Origin of the sequence: Paradesulfitobacterium ferrireducens (assembly GCF_017310645.1) — a bacterium.
GTDB lineage: Bacteria > Bacillota > Desulfitobacteriia > Desulfitobacteriales > Desulfitobacteriaceae > Paradesulfitobacterium > Paradesulfitobacterium ferrireducens.
Genome location: NZ_JAFLRH010000018.1, coordinates 52,068 through 70,312, shown reverse-complemented (window position 1 = coordinate 70,312; position 18,245 = coordinate 52,068). Strand labels below are relative to the sequence as shown.

Here is an 18,245-nt window from a genome sequence, read left to right as displayed (position 1 = left end):
TTACAGTGAATTCTTGGTTGCGTTTAAGAGCCCGCCGGCCAGCAAAATCTCGGCTTGCCGTTTGGTAAGGTTATGCTGAACCATGATGGGTTCAGCTTGTCCATCAATAGAGAGTGCAAACGGCCCGGGGTTCAAAACCGCGGCCCTGAGGCCCGAAAGTTTTATTTTTGCACCTTCTCTAAGACGTTCCAAATCCTCTTCCTTGACAAAGGTGAGAGGCAGGATGCCGAAGTTGATCAGATTGGCTCGGTGGATGCGGGCAAAGCTCTGGGCCAGAACCACTCTAACCCCTAAATACATGGGAGCCAGGGCGGCGTGTTCGCGGCTGGATCCTTGACCGTAATTGTGGCCGGCAACCACCATTCCCTGGCCGGCTGCCCGCGCTTTTGCCGGGAATTCGGGGTCGATTTTATGGAAGACATATTCCGAAATGGCCGGGATATTTGAGCGCAGAGGAAGGATTTTGGAACCGGCAGGCATAATATCATCTGTGGTGATGTTATTGCTAAGCTTTAAGAGCACCGGCAGTTCGAGGGTGTCCGCAAGGGCCGGAGCAATAGGCAGAGGCTTGATATTGGGACCGCGCCGAATCGGTGTCTCCGGGTCTTGGGCCGGTAGGATCATCGAGTCATCAATGCGGAAAGTCTCGGGCAATTCAATCACGGGGGCCGGTCCTAAAGTGCGGGGGTCGGTTAAATGTCCGGTCAGGGCGCTGGCGGCAGCGATTTCCGGGCCGGCCAGGTAGACCTTGGCATCAGCCGTGCCGCTGCGGCCTTCGAAATTGCGGTTAAATGTGCGTACAGACACGGCTCCCGAGGAAGGGGACTGACCCATCCCGATGCAGGGGCCGCAGGCCGACTCCAGAAGACGCGCTCCGGCATCGAGCAGATCGGTCAAGGCGCCGTTGGAGGCTAACATCGTCAAGACCTGGCGTGAGCCGGGAGCAATGACCAGGCTCACATCGGGATGAACCCGTTTGCCCTTTAAGATGGCAGCCACCCGCATCAAATCACGGTAAGAAGAGTTGGTGCAGCTTCCGATCGCTACTTGATTTACCGGAACATCCGCCAGTTCGCTCACCGCAACCACCCGATCCGGGCTGTGGGGCTGGGCGACCAGAGGGGTAAGCTCGCTTAAGTGAATTACCACTTCTTCATCATAAACGGCATCCGCATCGGCTGAGAGTTCAACCCAGTCTTCCGCTCTCCCCTGGGCTTTTAAGAAGGCCAGGGTTTGGGCATCACTGGGAAATACCGAGGCGGTTGCCCCCAGTTCCGCTCCCATATTGGTGATGGTCGCGCGTTCCGGAACGGTGAGCAGGGCCACGCCGGGACCCGTGTATTCGATGATTTTGCCGACACCGCCTTTGACGGTGAGACGGCGCAACAGTTCCAGAATAATGTCCTTTGCTGAAACCCAATCCGGAAGCGTTCCCTCCAGCCTGACTTGCACCACTTTCGGGTCCGGAAGATAAAAAGCACCGCCCCCCATGGCTACGGCCACATCCAGGCCGCCGGCGCCGATGGCGAGCATGCCGATGCCGCCCCCTGTCGGGGTGTGGCTGTCCGATCCGAGCAAGGTTTTCCCGGGTTTGCCGAAACGCTCTAAATGCACTTGGTGGCAGATCCCGTTGCCCGGGCGGGAGAAGTTTATGCCGAAACGGGCGGCCGCACTTTGCAAAAAGGCATGGTCATCCGCATTTTCAAACCCGGTTTGCAGGGTGTTATGATCGACATAACTTACAGAAAGCTCAGTTTTAACCCGTGGTATGCCCATGGCTTCAAACTGTAAATACGCCATAGTCCCGGTGGCATCTTGGGTCAGGGTCTGATCGATGCGAATCCCGATTTCCTTTCCGGAACCCAGGTGACCGGAGACCAGATGCGCGTCTAAAATTTTATGGGTCAAGCTTTGTCCCATTCTTAACACTCCTTCTATAGAACACGATTTAAATAATTGAGTTAATCACCGGAAAAAATTAATGAAATAAAACGGGTCAAAGAGTACCTTAAGCTTTTTTAGAACACAAAAAAAATAACATTTTAACTGTATCAAAAACTGCTTGAAACATCCAGAGGAATTACACAAGTATACAAAATTTTTTTAGGACATTATTGTTATAATTTATAAAACTCCGGGACGAATCAAGTGAAAAGTATATGCTATTAAGTTGAGCAAAAAATAAAGCGGATAAGGCGCAGGCCAGTCGGTCAGCGTCTTGTTCTTATATTTTTTGGCTTTGGCAGCGTTTTCGGGTTATAATAGGGTGGAAAAGGAGAGTCAAGATGCCGATCTATGAATTTAAGTGTCCCCGGTGCGGGCAGACCTTCAACAAACTCTGCCGCCTGGGTGAATCAGGAGATAGTCTTGTTTGTCCCGGATGCGGGCAGGTAGGTCTGTGCCGGAAAATCTCAGGTTTTACCGCTCCCGGAGTAGCCGGGGGCAAGAGCTGCGCTTCGGACTGCAGCCGGTGTTCGGGCTGCCGCTAGATTGCTCTTAGAGAAAGGAACTTACCTCTTGAACAGGTTTTTGAATATTGTCATGGTTGAACCGGAAATTCCGCCCAATACCGGAAATGTGGCCCGTTTATGCGCGGCCACCGGAGCGACCCTGCATTTAGTGAAACCATTGGGTTTTGAATTGAATGATAAGTACTTAAAACGGGCGGGTTTAGATTACTGGCATCTCCTAGATATTTTAATTTATGAAAATTTTTTAGACTTTGAGGAGAAAAACCCGGTGGGCCCCCGTTATCTGGCAACAACCAAAGGAGAACGCGCCCATTCGGATATCCGGTTTGAGCAGGGAGGGTACTTCCTTTTCGGCAAAGAAACCAAAGGCTTGGCCCCGGAGATTTTAGCCAAGTACCCGGAGACAACGATGCGCTTGCCGATGCGCGCTGAAGCCAGGTCCCTTAATTTGTCCAATTCCGTGGCCGTAGTGGTGTATGAGGCCTTGCGCCAATGGAATTATCCCGGGTTAGTTTGAGTGAGCGGACGGAGGGTTAAGAAATTGCCATGACTTATGTATTAACCTTTATCATTGCTTTGGTCGTCGCAACTACCGCCACCCCGGTGTCCATGATACTGGCCAAACGCTGGAAAGCGATTGATTATCCCGGGGGAAGGCGGGTGCATAAACGGCCCATTCCGCGCTTGGGAGGGCTGGCTATTTATGCTGCCTTTTGGCTGGCTGTTTATCTGACCCAGGGATGGGATCAGCCGATCTGGGGCTTGTTTTTTGGGAGCACCCTGATCCTGATGGTCGGTGTCTGGGATGATATCCGTGGGATCCGGCCGTGGACCAAGCTCCTGTGGCAGATCGCCGCGGCAAGCATTCTGCTTTTTTATGGATATAATATGTATCAAGTGTCCCTGCCTATCCTTGGGCTGATTCCTTTTGGGGCGCTCGGGCTCTTGCTGACGGTCTTTTGGATTGTGGGCCTGGTTAATACCGTAAATATTTCGGATGGCCTGGATGGTTTGGCTGCAGGGATTTGTTTCGGGGCCGCTTTACTGCTCTTTTGGTCTGCCAATCGCATCGGGATGGAGGATGCGGGGAATTTAACCCTGGCCTTAGCCGGAGCCACGCTAGGCTTTCTCTTTTATAATTTTCATCCGGCGCGGGTTTTCATGGGGGATTCCGGGAGCATGTTTCTGGGATACGTGATCGGCGGCATTTCCATTATGGGTTTGTTAAAAACAGCGACCGTCCTCGGATTGGTCTTTCCGCTCCTGGTTTTGGGGATGCCGCTCACGGATATGGCTTTTGCGATTATCCGGCGCAAGCTTCGCGGCCGCTCGATTGCTATTGCTGACCGCGGGCACCTGCATCACCGGCTTTTAGATGCGGGGCTTTCCCAGAGGCAGGCGGTGTTTTTGCTCTATGCCATGAGTGCTTCCTTCGGCTTGGTTGCAGTCCTGGGAGCGGTTGGGTCTTGGATTTGGGCTACGGTTTTATTAGTAGCCAATTTCATCTTATTGGTGAGAATTTTAATGCGGCGCCCAGGTCTCATGGGAGTCCTCAGCCGCCGGCACGGGAAGTAAACCGTAAGTACTCAGGAGTCAGCAGACAGGAGTCAGAATATTTTTTGGTAAAATCAAAATGATAAGACCCTAAAGGAATACAAGAATCCTACTGACTCCTGACTCCTGAATTCTGGACTCCTGAATTCTGACTACTAACCAGCTAATTTAGCTCACTCTTAAGCATCCTCGTGCATAGAATGGTGCGAAAGGGGTGAGACTATGGCTTTGCGGGTATTTGCTTTTTATAACGGTCTTACGGAACAGGCAAGAGGTTACCGCTACTTACAGGAATATGGCAGCCTTTTAGATGATATGGCCTTATTCGAGATATCTATTCAGGCGAACGGGGAGTTGCAAGGAACACCCAGCCGCCGCTTGATTGCGGAAGCACATGCCTTGGGAATCAAGGTTTTTCTGGTGGTTAGCAATCTGACAGCGGAGGGGCAGTTTTCAACTCCGTTAATCAGCCGTTTAATAAGAGAACCGGTTTTTGCCGATAGGGTCTGGCGCAACATTTATAATCTCTTAGTTACTTATAAGTTCGATGGGGTCAATTTTGATTTAGAAAAAGGCTCTCCGGAAGACCGGACGTTGTTTAGTCGTTTTATTAATACCTGGACAGCCCGTTTCAAAGGTGTTAATTATCTGGTAAGTATTGATGTTCCCGCAAAAACCTCAGATGAGAGGACGGATGTCTGGAAAGGGGTTTTCGATTACCGGGCCTTAGGTCAAAGTGTGGACCAGGTAATCTTAATGACGTATGAAGAACATTGGCCGGGCAGCTCGCCTGGATCAGTAGCATCCTTACCCTGGGTGACCCGGGTCTTGAATTACGCCCTTGCTAATATTTCCGCCTCTAAGCTCTACTTAGGCTTGCCTCTTTATGGGTATGATTGGGAGCGCCCCGGCAAGGCTCAGGTGATCGGGTATAAACGGGCGCACGAACTTGCCCGCCGCTACGGAGCTCCGTTGCAATGGGATTCTGAGCAGCACAGTACGTTTTTTCGGTATGAGACCAGGGGACAGCGGCACACCGTCTATTTCGAAGATTTGCGCAGCCTCAAGGAAAAGTTAGATTTGGCTAAACGTAAAGGAATCGGCGGGGTCGCCCTATGGGAAATGAATTTAAGCTATCCGGAGTTTTGGGAGCTTTTAAGTGCAAATATTTAAATTCAGTGGTTAAGGAGGCCTAGCTATGCATATCGTTTTTCATGGACATGCTTGTTTTGAAATTAAAACAACTGCCGGTAATATCTTGATTGACCCGTTTCTCAGCGGAAATCCCCAGGCAGATGTTAAGCCGGAAGATTTGATAGATGTAGCCGCAGTGCTGGTGACGCACGGACATAGGGATCACTTGGGTGATGCCCTGAGTATCGCCCGCACAACCGGGGCCACTATTATCTCTACAGCGGAGCTTGCCGCTTATTGCAGAAAACAGGGCGCCAGCACCCATGCCATGCATATCGGGGGAAAATTCCGCTTCCCCTTCGGAACGGTAAAGCTGACTCCCGCTTGGCACGGGTCCGGAATTGAAACGGAGAACGGGATGATTTACGGCGGCCCGGCCTGTGGGTTCCTGCTTCAACTGGAAGGGCGCTGGCTGTATTATGCCGGGGATACGGGGCTTTTCAGTGATATGGAGCTGATCGGCCGCCGGCATCCGCTGGAGGTTGCCATGCTTCCGATCGGGGACAATTATGTGATGGGCCCGGATGATGCCGTGTACGCGGCGCAATTGATCCGGGCGAAATACGTGATTCCGATGCATTACAATACCTTTCCGGTAATTGAACAGGATGTGGGAGAATTTTTGACCATGCTCCAGCGCAAAGCACCGGAAAGCAGGGGTGTGGCCCTGGTTCCGGGTGAATTTCTGGAAGTGTAACTTCGATCTTGAAGGGTATTGTCTTATCTAAAATATAACTCTGTCTCCCGCCTCTTAAGGCGGGATATTTTTTGCAAAAAAAGGCAAAACTCTCTAATGAGGAGATGAATGCCTGATGACTCGCAAATTATGCACGGCCAATTGCTTGTACGCTGTCGACGGGCGCTGCCGTCTTGAACACCGACTGGGCGAACGGCAGCAGACATGCCCTCATTACGAAGGAGCTCTTTATCTGGGAGGGATGATCCATGAATAAGCCGAAGCCGCGTTTAAAGAAAACCAACCCGCTGGAACCGCTAAAAATGGAAATTGCTGCGGAGCTGGGGCTGCTAGAGCAAGTTAAAACCAAAGGCTGGGATTCCTTAAGCGCCGAGGATGCCGGGCGCATCGGAGGGATGATGACCCAGCGCTTGAAACGCGGGTCCAACTAACTTACTTCAGTTAGGTTTACTCTTCTGTTATAGAACAAGCGATGTTATTATGATATAATCACATTGGAATTAAGATTAAGGTGGAGCGTAAACTCCACCTTAAATGTATATTTCTCAGATTGAGTGGGGAGCGTCTTAAGTGAGCAAGACGAAGCATCAACAGATTTTAACCTTTATCGAAAACCTCGAGATTGGCAGTAAAGTCTCCGTCCGTTTTATTGCCAAAGAATTGGATGTGAGCGAGGGAACGGCTTACCGCGCTATCAAAGAAGCTGAAGCGAAAGGGCTGGTGCGGTCTATCCCCAAAGTGGGTACGATTCGTATTGAAGGAGTCAAGGAGAGGCAGATTGAGGATCTGACTTTGCGAGAAGTCGCACAAATTGTGGAAGGGGTTATCATTTGCGGGGGAGAGCATATGGACCGCTCCCCAAGCAAGTTTATCATTGCAGCCATGGAGCTGGAGGCGATGGTGCGCTATCTGGAAAAAGGCGCTCTCTGCATTGTCGGGAACCGGCGGGATGCGCAGCTGCTGGCCCTCCAGTATGGAGCCCCTCTGTTGGTCACGGGAGGACTGGATCCGGATAAAGAAGTGGTCAAGCTGGCTCAAGCCAAAGGTCTGCCGATCATTCAGTCTTCTTATGATACCTTTGTGGTCACGACTATGATTAACAGGGCTTTGTATGACCGCCTGATTGAGAAGGAACTGATCTTAGTGGAAGACATCATGGTAAAGGATGTCAGTTACTTGCGTACGGAGGCCACGGTTGAAGACTGGCGCGAGCTTTCTCAGCGTTCAGGCCACAGCCGTTTTCCGGTGGTTGATGAGCAGATGAATGTAGTTGGGGTAGTTACGGCGGTCGATGTGGCGGGAGCAGAACTGAAAACCTCGATTGTGGAGGTTATGAACCCGAATCCGTTTGTAGTAGGACGGGACGATCCGGTCACCCACATTTCCCGGATTATGGTCTGGGAAGGCTGGGACATTGCGGCGGTCGTGGACGGGGACAAGCTTATCGGCATCATCAGTTTGCAAGACGTGATTGAAGCCTACCAGCAGGTGCAAAAACAGCCCCAATTCGGGGAAACGGTGGATAACGTGGTCTTAAGCGGGTTTCGCTATGTGGAAGATCCGGAGCACCTGACCATTGAAGGGGAGATTACCCGCTTTATGGTCAATGAGTTCGGTTCGGCCGGGATCGGGGTTTTGGTGACTGTGATGAATATGGCCGGGTATATCGCCCTCCGTAAACGCTACCGCTTGGATGCGATTACGGAGAACTTTACCGTGTACCAGATGCAGCCGATTTCCGTCGGTACAGTTATCAAAGTGACTGCCAAGCTGCTATTAGTGGCCAAAAAACACTGCAACATTGAAATCGAAGTAACCTCCGGCCCGGAGATCGTGGCCAAAGGGCTGATGACGGCGCGCATGGGGGAGAAACAGCTCGGGTAATGCGGGGCTGTACAGGAGTCAGGAGACAGGAGTCAGAATTCAGGTGAGAGAAACGTCGATTTTATTCTGACTTCTGCCCTGAAAATAGACGAGGGGCAATTACTTAGCGAACCGTAGAGCAGAGGAGCGTCGAGAGCGCAGTTGATTCAGCGTTAAGCAGCGTCACGGTTCACTTCAGGTATTACCCTAAGGTTTGGCGCTGTAGCTGAATCAACAAGCGAACAGCTCCGGCGCGTGGTGAGCGGGTAATGCACCTTGGCTATTTTCATCCATCAGTGGTGCCGCATAGCGGCATGGGAGTCTGACTTCTGACTCCTGAATTCTGAATACCTTTTCACTTAAGATATTTCTCTGTTTTAGTTAAGAGGAGTGTTATGATTAATGTTCGTCCATTTACATGTCCATACTGAGTACAGCCTCTTGGACGGGGCGGCCCGGATCGACAAGGTGGTTAAACGGGCGGCGGCTCTGGGGATGAAGGCTTTGGCGATTACGGACCACGGTTCAATGTATGGAGTGATTGATTTCTATAAAGCCTGTAAGAAAGCAGGCATTAAACCGGTTATCGGATGCGAGGTTTACGTCGCGCCCTTTAAGCGGACGGACCGGACGCCGGGCCGGGATGATGCCAATTATCACTTGGTGCTCCTGGCGGAAAATGAAACCGGCTACCGCAACTTGGTGAGCCTGGTGTCGGCAGCCTACATAGACGGTTTTTATTATAAACCCAGGGTGGATAAAGAGATCTTAAGGGAACACTCAGAGGGCCTGATTGCGCTCAGCGGCTGCCTGGCCGGGGAAGTGGCCGAGAATCTGGTGCAGGACCGGTTCAATGATGCCTGCGCGGCGGCCCGCGAATACGAGGAGATTTTCGGGAAAGGCTCATTCTATCTCGAGCTTCAGGATCACGGCCTGAGCGATCAGAGGAAAGTAAACGCGGGGCTGTGGCGGGTTCATGAGGAGACCGGGATCCCGCTGGCGGCGACTAATGATGTGCATTATGTCGAGCGCGAGGATGCGTTTGTCCAGGATGTCCTTTTGTGCATTCAGACCGGAAAAACCATGGCTGACGCTGCGCGCATGAGCTTTTCCAGCCAGGATATGTACCTGAAGTCTGAAGAGGAAATGCATTTGCTTTTCGGCGAGCACCCTGAAGTGTTGGAAAATACCGCCCGGATCGCGGAGCGATGCTGCCTTGAGTTCCAATTCGGGAACAATTATTTGCCGGTATTTCAGGCACCGCCGGGGCTGAGCCTGGATGAATACTTAAGGCAGGAATGCCTCAAGGCCTTTCCGGTTTTGTACCCTGAGGCCGGGGACAAGGAGCGCGAGCGCCTGGAATATGAGTTAAAGGTTATTGCCCAGACCGGCTTTTCCGGGTATTTCCTGATCGTGGCTGATTTTTGCCGCTATGCGCGGGAACACGGAGTGGCTGTCGGGCCGGGGCGCGGCTCGGCGGCGGCGAGCATGGTCGCATATTTATTGGGAATCACCTCAGTCGAACCCCTCAGGCATGAGCTTTTGTTTGAACGCTTTCTGAATCCGGAGCGCATTAGCATGCCGGATATTGATATCGACTTTGACCCGGAAGGGCGCGAACGCGTCATTCACTATGTGACGGACAAGTACGGCGCGGACCGGGTATGCCAGATTATCACCTTCGGCACCATGGGGGCCAAGGGTGCGATCCGGGATATAGGCCGGGTTCTGGGCATCCCGCTGGGCCGGGTGGATAAAGTGGCCAAAGCGGTTCCCAACGACCTGGGCATGACCTTGGAGAAAGCATTAAGCCTGTCCCCGGAACTCGCCCGCATGGTTGAAGAGGATCAAGAAATTAAACGCTTGTACGAGTTAGCTTTGGCGGTAGAGGGGATGCCCCGGCACGCCTCAACTCATGCGGCGGGTGTGGTGATTGCCAAAGACCCCTTAACTAACTATCTGCCCCTGCAGAAAACTTCGGACGGGTTTCTCATGACCCAGTTCCCGATGAAGACGGTCGAGGAAATCGGGCTTTTGAAAATGGACTTCCTGGGCTTGCGCAATCTCACCATTCTTCGGGAAAGCGTGCGCTTAATTGAGGAGACACGGGGAGTCAAACTTAATTTGCAAACCCTGCCCCTCGATGACCAAGCCACCTATGCCTTGCTCTCAGCCGGTAACAGCAGTGGGGTCTTCCAGTTGGAAAGCGGCGGAATGCGGGCCATTCTCAAAGACTTAAAGCCTTCCTGCTTTGAGGATATTATTGCTGTCAATGCACTTTACCGCCCTGGCCCCATGGAACAGATTCCGGAGTATATCCGGCGTAAGCATGGCGGGAAGATCACCTACCTTCATCCCAAGCTGGAGCCCATTTTGAAAACTACCTATGGGATTATTGTCTACCAGGAACAGGTGATGCAGATTGCCCGGGATTTGGCCGGATATTCCCTGGGGCGCGCCGATTTGCTCAGGCGGGCCATGGGCAAGAAGAAAAAAGAAATCATGGATGAGGAACGCCAGAACTTTATTTACGGGCTGAAAGACGCTGAGGGCAAGACGGTGATCCCCGGGGCTCTAAATATGGGGCTGTCTCAGGCTGAGGCGGAAGAGATTTTTGATTTAATGGCTAAATTTGCGGAGTACGGGTTTAATAAGGGACACGCCACCGCCTATGCCGTGATTTCCTATCAGACGGCTTATTTGAAAGCCAATTACCCGGCTGAATTTATGGCGGCCCTCCTCAGTACAGTTATGGATTCTTCGGATAAAGTTTCATTTTATATTCAGGAAGCACGCCAGCAGGGGCTTGAGGTTCTGGCCCCGGATGTGCAGCACAGTGAAGCCGGTTTTCGCCTGGAAGGGGATAAAATCCGCTTCGGCTTGGGAGCGATCCGCAATCTGGGTTTGAATGTCATTGAAAAGATTCTGGAAGCGCGCAGGCCGGAACCGTTTAAGTCCTTCTCGGACTTCTGCCTCAGGGTTGATAACAAGGTTTTGAATAAGCGGGTTTTAGAAAGCTTGATCCGGGCCGGGGCACTTTCCTCTTTCTGTTCGCGGCGTCAAGGCCTGGCCCTGATGGATGAGATTTTAAGTATGGTCAACCGGCGGCAGAAAGACCGGAATTCCGGTCAGATCTCCCTCTTTGACCTGGGAACGGTTGAGGAGGAGGGGGAGGCTGAGCTGCCCGCAGTCGAGGAATTTTCTCAGAGTGAAATCTTGGCTATGGAGAAGGAATATTTAGGAATCTATTTAAGCGGGCATCCTCTGGCGGAGAAAATGTCTAAGATTCGAGACGTCACTTCGTTTGATATCGCAGCCTGCCAGGAATGGGAAGAGGACCGGCCGCTGGTTTTGGGCGGAATCATTACCGCCTTGCGTCAGACCGTGACCAAAAAAGGGGAAATGATGGCCAGCTTTGTGCTGGAAGATTTAAGCGGGAGTATGGACGTTTTGGTCTTTCCCCGGATTTTTCCTCAGATCCAAAGGTTGGGTAATGACGTGGCAGTCTTTGTCAGCGGGCGTTATGTGGTGCGGGATGAGGAGAAGAAGATTTTTGCGGAGAGAATCGTGCCGGTGGATGAATACGTGGATGAGTTCGCACGCCAACGCGAAGGGGTTAGGACGAAGCTCCCCAAATTGTTTCTAAGGATTCCGGACGAAAACAGTGAGCTGATTGAGGCAGTGTTGTCCCTGCTTCAGCGTTTTCCGGGATCGAACCCGGTGTATTTCTATTTTACGTCCAATAAGAAGATCGTGGAGAGCAAGCAGGAATTCTGGGTAAAAGAGGGGACGCCTGTCCAGGAAGCATTGGGGAAAATATTGGGTCCGGAAAATGTGGCCTGGAAAGCGGGATAAAGTTCGCTCAGCAAGGCATCTTGCCTCATGTGGTATTGTATGAGAAATTGTTCGACATGAAGAGGATTCTGTCAATTGATAGAGAAGTATGAGGACAGAATGTTAGCAAAGGAGATATAAGAAAGTGCGTATTGCGATTTATCCGGGTACATTTGATCCGGTTACCTATGGGCATTTGGACATCCTGCAACGGGCAACCGATGTTTTTGATGAAGTGATTATCGCAGTTGCGGCTGATAGTAATAAATCCCCGCTATTTTCCCTGGGAGAAAGGATGCAGCTCTTAACAGAAGCAACTCAAGGAATGCCCGGTGTCAGTGTCCGCGTTTTTGAGGGGCTGACGGTCGAGTTTGCCCGCCGCTCTATGGCAAAAGCGATCATTCGTGGGCTCAGGGTAATGTCTGACTTTGAGTATGAATTTCAGCTGGCCTTAATGAATAAAAAACTGGCCCCGGATATCGAAACAGTCTTTTTGGTGGCTAAAAGCGATTATTCCTTTATCAGCTCGAGTGCGATTAAGTGGGCGGCCAGCCTGCACGGAAGTGTGTCCGACCTGGTGCCGCCGCATGTGGAAAAAGCTTTAATTGAAAAATACGCCACCGCGCGCATCGACTAATGTAATTGTGGAATCGGCCCGGGGATTGTCGTATCTTGCGTTCCTGGGCTTTCTTGCACATTGTCCAGCCCTATGATATTATGATACCGAAAAATTGGACTTGAGGTGCTTACTATGCCTGAAATGATAGAACTTGGCAATGATTATATCGTGGTAAAAGCGCTTGAAAACGGTGTGACGATTATCGGACTGACCCGCGGCAAAGACACCCGTTTTCATCATTCCGAGAAGCTGGACAAAGGGGAAGTCATGATTGCTCAATTTACTGAGCATACTTCTGCGATTAAGATTCGCGGGCAAGCGGTGATATACACTAAGCACGGGGAGATTACCGCAGGCTGTTAAACGTGGCTTACTGGTTTCGCAAGGAGGATCAAGTCAATGTGGACTGTGGTTTATATTGCTCCAAATAAAGGGATTGCTGAAAAGTACAAGAAGATTCTTACAGATGAAGGATTGCTCGTGCAACTGCGTACGATTGGGTCTTCGCACCTGGGCGATCATGCCTCGGTTGAGATTCTGGTGCCTGAATCCGAGGCCGAGGAAGCCCATGAGATCATTACCACGGTAATGGGGAGCTAATGAATGTTTAAGGATATGTTTCGGAAACCCAAGTATGTGACGATTCCATCGGTTCCTCCCGCAGCTTCTACGAAACAAGAGGCCCTGCAGCAGCCCGTGAGCCGCCGGGAATTGCCTGACGGCTTATGGGTAAAGTGCCCTAAATGCGGAGAAGTATTATTCAGCAAAGATCTGGAAGAAAATCAACGGGTCTGTCTCAAATGCAGCCATCACCTGCGGATTTCGGCCCGGGCGCGTTTGGAATACTTGATTGATAAAAACAGTTTTGAAGAATGGGACACAGAGCTGCGATCTGCAGATCCTCTGGGTTTTCCCGGCTACCGGGAAAAATTAGCTGAAGCGGCTGAAAGCACCGGGATGAGTGAAGGGGTCTTAACCGGACGTGCTTCCATCGAAGGCAACCAAACCGTTCTGGTGTTTAACGAATCTGGCTTTATGATGGGCAGCATGGGTTCAGTAGTCGGGGAAAAGATTGCCCGGGCCGTTGAGAAGGCCCTGGAACTGCGCCTGCCTGTCATTATCTTCTCTACTTCCGGCGGGGCCCGTATGCAGGAAGGGATACTCTCTCTTTATCAAATGGCTAAGACGAGTGCAGCCCTGGCCAAGTTGGCAGATGCCGGGCTTCTCTATATCTCTGTCCTAACTGACCCGACTTTTGGCGGGGTAACGGCGAGTTATGCCTCTTTGGGGGATATCATCATCGCCGAACCCGGAGCACTCATCGGTTTTACCGGCCCGCGGGTTATTAAGCAAACGATGCGGCAGGAGCTTCCTCCGGGTGCCCAGACCGCAGAATTTAACCAACTGCACGGATCAATCGATTTGATTGTCGAGCGGGCGCAGATGCGCCCGACGCTCGCACGTTTACTGCGCTATCATCGGGAAGGGGCGAAGTATGGCGCAACTGTTTGAATTTGAAAAGCCATTGCTTGAATTGGAAAATAAAATTGCTGAACTGCAAAAATTCTCACGGGAAAAACAAATCGATCTTTCCTCTGAGATCACGACCCTGGAGAACAAGCTGGAGCATTTGAAAAAAACAATCTACACCCAACTGGAGCCCTGGCAAAAAGTGATGATTGCCAGGCATCCGGAACGCCCGAATTTTTATGATTATGCACCGCTCTTGTTCGAAGATTTCCTGGAACTCCATGGGGATCGCTGCTTCGCGGATGACCGCTCGGTCGTGGGCGGTATTGCTGTCTTTAGGGGTATTCCGGTCACCGTGGTGGCACATGTCAAAGGAAAAGACACCAAAGAAAATATCCAGCGCAACTTTGGTATGCCTCATCCGGAAGGATATCGAAAAGCGCTGCGCCTTATGAACCAGGCAGAGAAGTTTGGCCGCCCGATCTTCACGTTTATCGACACCCCCGGAGCTGCCTGTGACTTAGGTGCGGAAGAAAGAGGGCAGTCTGAAGCTATTGCCCGCTGTTTAATGGCCATGTCAGGCTATCATGTGCCGGTTATCAGCACAGTCATCGGAGAAGGGGGAAGCGGCGGAGCCTTGGCTTTTGGCGTGGGCAATGTCATTCTCATGCTGGAGAATTCCTTTTATACGGTCATCGCCCCGGAAAGCTGTGCTTCGATTCTCTGGAAAGACCCGGGCCAGGCGCGTGAAGCGGCTACGGCCCTCAAATTTACTTCCCAGGATCTGTTCAGTTTAGGAATCGTGGACGAAATCGTCCCCGAGCCGCTTGGCGGAGCCCACCGGAATCCTGAACAAACGGCAGAAGTTCTCGCCGAGAAGATCGACAAACATCTAAAAGCCTTGAAGGCTTATAAACCGGAAGAGCTGATGGAGCGGCGCTATCACAAGATCAGATCAATCGGAGTGTTTGAACGCGAAATCCTTGAATAAGCGGAAACCTTGGAAGTGGAAGGTGGGATCCGATGAATCATGAGGACTTTCAGGGACTGATCTTAGAACAGTTTAACCGGGTATTCGGAGAACTGGCCGATATTAACTCCAAAGTCGGCGGGCTTGAGAAGCGCTTTGACGAGCTGGAAGAGAAAGTCCTCGGACTCGATGCTAAGGTTAGCCGGAATACGCTTCTGCTTGAGCGCACCGATAAAAATGGATAAAAATGTAATGCAATTTATTAAAAATATTGCTTGACGAAAGTTTTTCCCGATGTTATTATATTTAAGTCACAAGTTTTGCCGAAGTGGCGGAATTGGCAGACGCGTCGGTCTCAAAAACCGATGGCTTCACGGCCGTGCCGGTTCGACCCCGGCCTTCGGCACCAGTAATATGAAGGCTTTCGGGCCTTTTTTCTTTATGTGCTGCTCATCAAGTGACGGGAACGTACCCAAAACGTACCCGTCCTTTTCTTTATCCGCTTAAATCTCAGAACTGTCTTGGGAGCAAAGAAATAAGGCACCTGTAAAAGGTGCCCTTTAAAAATTGTTAACCCTTAACAATAGTTAATCAGAGTTTTTCGTCAGTGTGTGTTACACCATGATTAAAAAGAAATGTAATAGAATAGAGACCGGCTATACCAACCAGGGTATAAATTAACCTGCTCAACCCGGATGAAGCCCTAAACGTGTCTCCGCCAAAAACGGCGGTCACTAGATCCCATTGAAAGACACCGACTAACAACCAATTTATGGCTCCGATAACGACAAGTATTAAAGCGGTTCTAGACAACCAATTCATGACATAAGCCTCCTTTTGTAAATTATATCTATTATTGTAAATTTACTAGTTATTATTCATTTTTGAGAGCGGTAAGGTAAAAGTTTTCGTCATTTTTTGAGGCCGAAGGAAAACCGGTAGCCGTTGCAGAATATTACAAGGAAAAGCAAGGGGGAAAGCCTATGGAGTATGTCGTGGAGATGCTGAACATTCGCAAGGAATTTCCGGGTGTCGTCGCCAACGATGATATCACGTTACAAGTGAAAAAAGGGGAAATTCACGCCTTGCTGGGGGAAAACGGCGCCGGAAAATCAACCCTTATGGGCATTCTTTTTGGCCTGTATCAGGCGGACAGCGGGTCGATCCGCATCAAAGGACGCGAAGTTCGCATTGCCAATCCGAATGTTGCCAATGACCTTGGTATCGGAATGGTGCATCAGCATTTCAAATTGGTTCACAATTTTACAATAACGGAGAACATCGTTTTAGGAATAGAACCTAAAAAAGGATTAAGGCTTGATTTAAAAGCTGCGGCCGAGCGCATTCAGCTTTTGTCTGAGCGATATGGCCTTAATGTGGATCCTTATGAAAAAATTGAAAATGTTTCGGTCGGAATGCAGCAGCGTGTCGAGATTATTAAAATGCTTTATCGTGACGCCGAGGTCTTGATTTTTGATGAGCCCACGGCGGTACTGACTCCGCAAGAGGTTCTTGAACTGATGAAGATTATGAAAAACCTGGTGGCAGAAGGCAAGTCAATCATCTTGATCACGCATAAATTAAAAGAGATCAAGGCGGTAGCTGACCGCTGTACAGTGATTCGGAGAGGTAAACTGGTCGGCACGGTAGAAGTTGCAGTGACCAGTGAAGCCCAAATGGCGGAAATGATGGTCGGGCGCAAGGTATCTTTCAAGGTGAACAAATCGGAAAGTAATCCGGGTGATGTTATTCTCAAAGTACATAACATATCAGTCTTAAATCATCGCAAGGTTTTGGGGTTAAAGGATTTTTCCCTCGAGGTGCGTTCTGGTGAGATCGTGGGTGTCGCCGGGGTTGACGGAAATGGGCAGGCCGAGCTGGTCGAAGCGATCACGGGGCTGAGAAAGGTTGAATCCGGAGAAATCCTGTTAAAAAATAAGGACATTACTCAAATGCCGATTCGCCGGCGCATCGAGGCCGGGATAGCGCATATTCCGGAAGACCGGCAAATGAGAGGGCTGGTTCTCGATTATACCATTGAAGACAATATGGTCCTGGAAGTGTACGACCGCACCCCGTTCTCGCATAATGGTTTGCTTAGACGCGAAGTCATCCGGGATTATTCCGATCAGATCATGGAACGTTTTGATGTCCGGGCCGGGGAAGGAGCGCAATCGCTTGCCCGCTCGCTCTCGGGAGGGAATCAGCAGAAAGCGATCGTCGGGCGTGAGATAGAATTGAATCCGGATTTGTTAATTGCGGCTCAACCGACAAGGGGGCTTGATGTGGGTTCGATTGAATATATTCACAAGCGTTTAGTGGAGCAACGGGACAGCGGGAAAGCGGTGCTGCTGGTCTCACTGGAGCTGGACGAAATTCTCAATGTTTCTGACCGGATAGCCATTGTCAGCAACGGAGAGTTGATTGGGATGGTAAACGCGGCTGAAACCGATGAACATGAGGTAGGACTTATGATGGCCGGAGTCAGAAAGGGTGAAAGTCATTGAAGCTTCAGTTCGGGAAAGGCTCCTTCAAAAATGTTGCGGTCGCGCTTCTGGCGATTGTCTTTGGACTGTTGGCAGGGGCTGTCTTAATCACTTTAACCGGCAGTGATCCGTTAGCCGGGTATGCCTACCTGTTCAAAGGGGGGCTCATGAGCTTAGAACGCTTTGGGGATACCCTGGCTACTTCCACTCCGCTGATTTTGTCCGGTTTGTCCGTGGCTTTTGCCTTTAAGACGGGCCTTTTCAATATCGGGGCTGCCGGGCAGATGCTTATGGGAGGATTTTGCGCCACGGCGGTGGGCCTAACCTTGGACTTGCCTTCCGTTATGATCCTGCCGCTTGCGATCATGGCCTCAATAGTGGGAGGAGCTGTTTGGGCCTTTATTCCGGGAATTTTAAAAGCGCGCTTTAATGTGCATGAAGTGGTGTCCACGATTATGATGAATTGGATTGGATATTGGGTTGTCTATTATGCCGTACCGGGTTACTTCAAGGGGGAGTTCCTGGAAACGGAGTCCAGAGCCATTCCGGATGCAGCATCTCTCAAAGTAGGGTGGCTTTCTCAGTTGTTCAACGGCTCGTTTATTAATCTGGGCTTGTTCTTAGCGATAGCCGCCGTTGTTTTAATTGCATTTATCCTTAATAAAACCGTTATAGGCTATGAATTAAAAGCGGTCGGCTATAACCGCTTTGCCGCGGAATATGCCGGAATCAATGTCAACCGCAACATTGTTTTATCCATGATGATTGCCGGAGCCTTGGCGGGGTTGGGAGGGGCAACCCTCTATATCGGCAATGCCAGCAACATCCAAATCGGTGTGCTGCCCGCCCAGGGATTTGACGGAATTGCGGTCGCTTTGCTGGGTGCGAATTCTCCCTGGGGTTCCCTGTTGGCGGCTTTGTTTTTTGGGCTTCTCTATTCCGGGAAAGGGTTTATGAATGCGATGATCCAAATCCCGCCCGAAATTGCAGATACGATTATTGCGACGATCATTTACTTTGCGGCGACCAGTGTCTTAATCGAGAGGCTGCTTAAGCGATTACGCTCTAGAAAGAGAGGGCAATAACG

The 18,245-nt window shown here is 50.7% G+C and carries 19 protein-coding genes and 1 tRNA gene; 18 read left to right on the top strand and 2 right to left on the bottom strand.

The features are described from left to right. Positions 1 to 1,920, bottom strand: a complete 1,920-nt coding sequence (locus tag J0X21_RS07100; protein ID WP_206811496.1) for an aconitate hydratase — start codon at positions 1,918 to 1,920, stop codon at positions 1 to 3. Between the two features lie 365 nt (positions 1,921 to 2,285). Here J0X21_RS07100 and J0X21_RS07095 point away from each other — a divergent pair, with 365 nt between their 5' ends. The 16 genes from J0X21_RS07095 (at position 2,286) to J0X21_RS07020 (ending at position 15,081) form a co-directional block, all read left to right on the top strand. Then, positions 2,286 to 2,489: an FmdB family zinc ribbon protein gene (locus tag J0X21_RS07095; protein ID WP_206811495.1), complete on the top strand. Its 204-nt coding sequence runs from the start codon at positions 2,286 to 2,288 to the stop codon at positions 2,487 to 2,489. Between the two features lie 52 nt (positions 2,490 to 2,541). After that, complete coding sequence (locus J0X21_RS07090; protein ID WP_206811531.1) at positions 2,542 to 2,988, top strand: tRNA (cytidine(34)-2'-O)-methyltransferase; 447 nt, start codon at positions 2,542 to 2,544, stop codon at positions 2,986 to 2,988. Between the two features lie 29 nt (positions 2,989 to 3,017). Then, a complete protein-coding gene (locus J0X21_RS07085; RefSeq protein WP_206811494.1) occupies positions 3,018 to 4,046 on the top strand; it encodes a glycosyltransferase family 4 protein in 1,029 nt (342 codons plus the stop codon). 201 nt (positions 4,047 to 4,247) lie between these two features. Beyond that, positions 4,248 to 5,198 carry a glycosyl hydrolase family 18 protein gene (locus J0X21_RS07080; protein ID WP_206811493.1) on the top strand — a complete coding sequence of 317 codons (951 nt, stop codon included), beginning with the start codon at positions 4,248 to 4,250 and terminating at the stop codon, positions 5,196 to 5,198. A 25-nt stretch (positions 5,199 to 5,223) separates the two neighbouring features. Next, a complete protein-coding gene (locus J0X21_RS07075; protein ID WP_206811492.1) occupies positions 5,224 to 5,916 on the top strand; it encodes a metal-dependent hydrolase in 693 nt (230 codons plus the stop codon). Positions 5,917 to 6,031: 115 nt separating this feature from the next. Further along, positions 6,032 to 6,172, top strand: a complete 141-nt coding sequence (locus J0X21_RS07070) for a cleavage protein (RefSeq protein WP_206811491.1) — start codon at positions 6,032 to 6,034, stop codon at positions 6,170 to 6,172. After that, entirely contained in the window at positions 6,165 to 6,347 is a 183-nt protein-coding gene (locus J0X21_RS07065; RefSeq protein ID WP_206811490.1) for a small, acid-soluble spore protein, alpha/beta type, read from the top strand. Before J0X21_RS07070 ends, J0X21_RS07065 begins: the two co-directional genes overlap by 8 nt. Positions 6,348 to 6,486: 139 nt before the next feature. Then, positions 6,487 to 7,800 carry a DRTGG domain-containing protein gene (locus J0X21_RS07060; protein ID WP_206811489.1) on the top strand — a complete coding sequence of 438 codons (1,314 nt, stop codon included), beginning with the start codon at positions 6,487 to 6,489 and terminating at the stop codon, positions 7,798 to 7,800. A 381-nt stretch (positions 7,801 to 8,181) separates the two neighbouring features. Then, positions 8,182 to 11,634, top strand: a complete 3,453-nt coding sequence (locus J0X21_RS07055) for a DNA polymerase III subunit alpha (protein WP_206811488.1) — start codon at positions 8,182 to 8,184, stop codon at positions 11,632 to 11,634. A gap of 124 nt (positions 11,635 to 11,758) precedes the next feature. Continuing rightward, entirely contained in the window at positions 11,759 to 12,250 is a 492-nt protein-coding gene (coaD, locus tag J0X21_RS07050; protein WP_206811487.1) for a pantetheine-phosphate adenylyltransferase, read from the top strand. Positions 12,251 to 12,364: 114 nt separating this feature from the next. Next, the gene (gene mtrB, locus J0X21_RS07045) at positions 12,365 to 12,595 is read left to right on the top strand and encodes a trp RNA-binding attenuation protein MtrB (RefSeq protein ID WP_206811486.1); all 231 of its coding nucleotides are present in this window, start codon (positions 12,365 to 12,367) and stop codon (positions 12,593 to 12,595) included. A gap of 36 nt (positions 12,596 to 12,631) precedes the next feature. After that, entirely contained in the window at positions 12,632 to 12,832 is a 201-nt protein-coding gene (locus J0X21_RS07040; protein WP_206811485.1) for a putative signal transducing protein, read from the top strand. Between the two features lie 3 nt (positions 12,833 to 12,835). Further along, the gene (gene accD, locus J0X21_RS07035; RefSeq protein WP_206811484.1) at positions 12,836 to 13,744 is read left to right on the top strand and encodes an acetyl-CoA carboxylase, carboxyltransferase subunit beta; all 909 of its coding nucleotides are present in this window, start codon (positions 12,836 to 12,838) and stop codon (positions 13,742 to 13,744) included. Next, complete coding sequence (locus tag J0X21_RS07030; protein ID WP_206811483.1) at positions 13,728 to 14,693, top strand: acetyl-CoA carboxylase carboxyltransferase subunit alpha; 966 nt, start codon at positions 13,728 to 13,730, stop codon at positions 14,691 to 14,693. The genes accD and J0X21_RS07030 overlap by 17 nt, the downstream gene beginning before the upstream one ends. Positions 14,694 to 14,725: 32 nt before the next feature. Continuing rightward, positions 14,726 to 14,917 carry a hypothetical protein gene (locus J0X21_RS07025; RefSeq protein ID WP_206811482.1) on the top strand — a complete coding sequence of 64 codons (192 nt, stop codon included), beginning with the start codon at positions 14,726 to 14,728 and terminating at the stop codon, positions 14,915 to 14,917. A 77-nt stretch (positions 14,918 to 14,994) separates the two neighbouring features. Further along, positions 14,995 to 15,081 (top strand) — tRNA-Leu (locus J0X21_RS07020). Positions 15,082 to 15,263: 182 nt separating this feature from the next. Here J0X21_RS07020 and J0X21_RS07015 read toward each other — a convergent pair. Next, positions 15,264 to 15,494 carry a DUF378 domain-containing protein gene (locus J0X21_RS07015; RefSeq protein ID WP_206811481.1) on the bottom strand — a complete coding sequence of 77 codons (231 nt, stop codon included), beginning with the start codon at positions 15,492 to 15,494 and terminating at the stop codon, positions 15,264 to 15,266. Positions 15,495 to 15,655: 161 nt separating this feature from the next. Between J0X21_RS07015 and J0X21_RS07010 the strand changes: the two genes are divergently transcribed. Both J0X21_RS07010 and J0X21_RS07005 read left to right on the top strand, forming a co-directional pair. Next, the gene (locus J0X21_RS07010; RefSeq protein ID WP_206811480.1) at positions 15,656 to 17,179 is read left to right on the top strand and encodes an ABC transporter ATP-binding protein; all 1,524 of its coding nucleotides are present in this window, start codon (positions 15,656 to 15,658) and stop codon (positions 17,177 to 17,179) included. Next, entirely contained in the window at positions 17,176 to 18,243 is a 1,068-nt protein-coding gene (locus J0X21_RS07005) for an ABC transporter permease (RefSeq protein ID WP_206811479.1), read from the top strand. Before J0X21_RS07010 ends, J0X21_RS07005 begins: the two co-directional genes overlap by 4 nt. Positions 18,244 to 18,245 lie beyond the last annotated feature (2 nt).

Coding starts and splice junctions, on each gene's coding strand:
- J0X21_RS07100 (WP_206811496.1), bottom strand. CDS start 1,920: ATGGGACAAAGCTTGACCCATAAAATTTTAGACGCGCATCTGGTCTCC.
- J0X21_RS07095 (WP_206811495.1), top strand. CDS start 2,286: ATGCCGATCTATGAATTTAAGTGTCCCCGGTGCGGGCAGACCTTCAAC.
- J0X21_RS07090 (WP_206811531.1), top strand. CDS start 2,542: ATGGTTGAACCGGAAATTCCGCCCAATACCGGAAATGTGGCCCGTTTA.
- J0X21_RS07085 (WP_206811494.1), top strand. CDS start 3,018: ATGACTTATGTATTAACCTTTATCATTGCTTTGGTCGTCGCAACTACC.
- J0X21_RS07080 (WP_206811493.1), top strand. CDS start 4,248: ATGGCTTTGCGGGTATTTGCTTTTTATAACGGTCTTACGGAACAGGCA.
- J0X21_RS07075 (WP_206811492.1), top strand. CDS start 5,224: ATGCATATCGTTTTTCATGGACATGCTTGTTTTGAAATTAAAACAACT.
- J0X21_RS07070 (WP_206811491.1), top strand. CDS start 6,032: ATGACTCGCAAATTATGCACGGCCAATTGCTTGTACGCTGTCGACGGG.
- J0X21_RS07065 (WP_206811490.1), top strand. CDS start 6,165: ATGAATAAGCCGAAGCCGCGTTTAAAGAAAACCAACCCGCTGGAACCG.
- J0X21_RS07055 (WP_206811488.1), top strand. CDS start 8,182: ATGTTCGTCCATTTACATGTCCATACTGAGTACAGCCTCTTGGACGGG.
- mtrB (WP_206811486.1), top strand. CDS start 12,365: ATGCCTGAAATGATAGAACTTGGCAATGATTATATCGTGGTAAAAGCG.
- J0X21_RS07040 (WP_206811485.1), top strand. CDS start 12,632: ATGTGGACTGTGGTTTATATTGCTCCAAATAAAGGGATTGCTGAAAAG.
- accD (WP_206811484.1), top strand. CDS start 12,836: ATGTTTAAGGATATGTTTCGGAAACCCAAGTATGTGACGATTCCATCG.
- J0X21_RS07030 (WP_206811483.1), top strand. CDS start 13,728: ATGGCGCAACTGTTTGAATTTGAAAAGCCATTGCTTGAATTGGAAAAT.
- J0X21_RS07025 (WP_206811482.1), top strand. CDS start 14,726: ATGAATCATGAGGACTTTCAGGGACTGATCTTAGAACAGTTTAACCGG.
- J0X21_RS07015 (WP_206811481.1), bottom strand. CDS start 15,494: ATGAATTGGTTGTCTAGAACCGCTTTAATACTTGTCGTTATCGGAGCC.
- J0X21_RS07010 (WP_206811480.1), top strand. CDS start 15,656: ATGGAGTATGTCGTGGAGATGCTGAACATTCGCAAGGAATTTCCGGGT.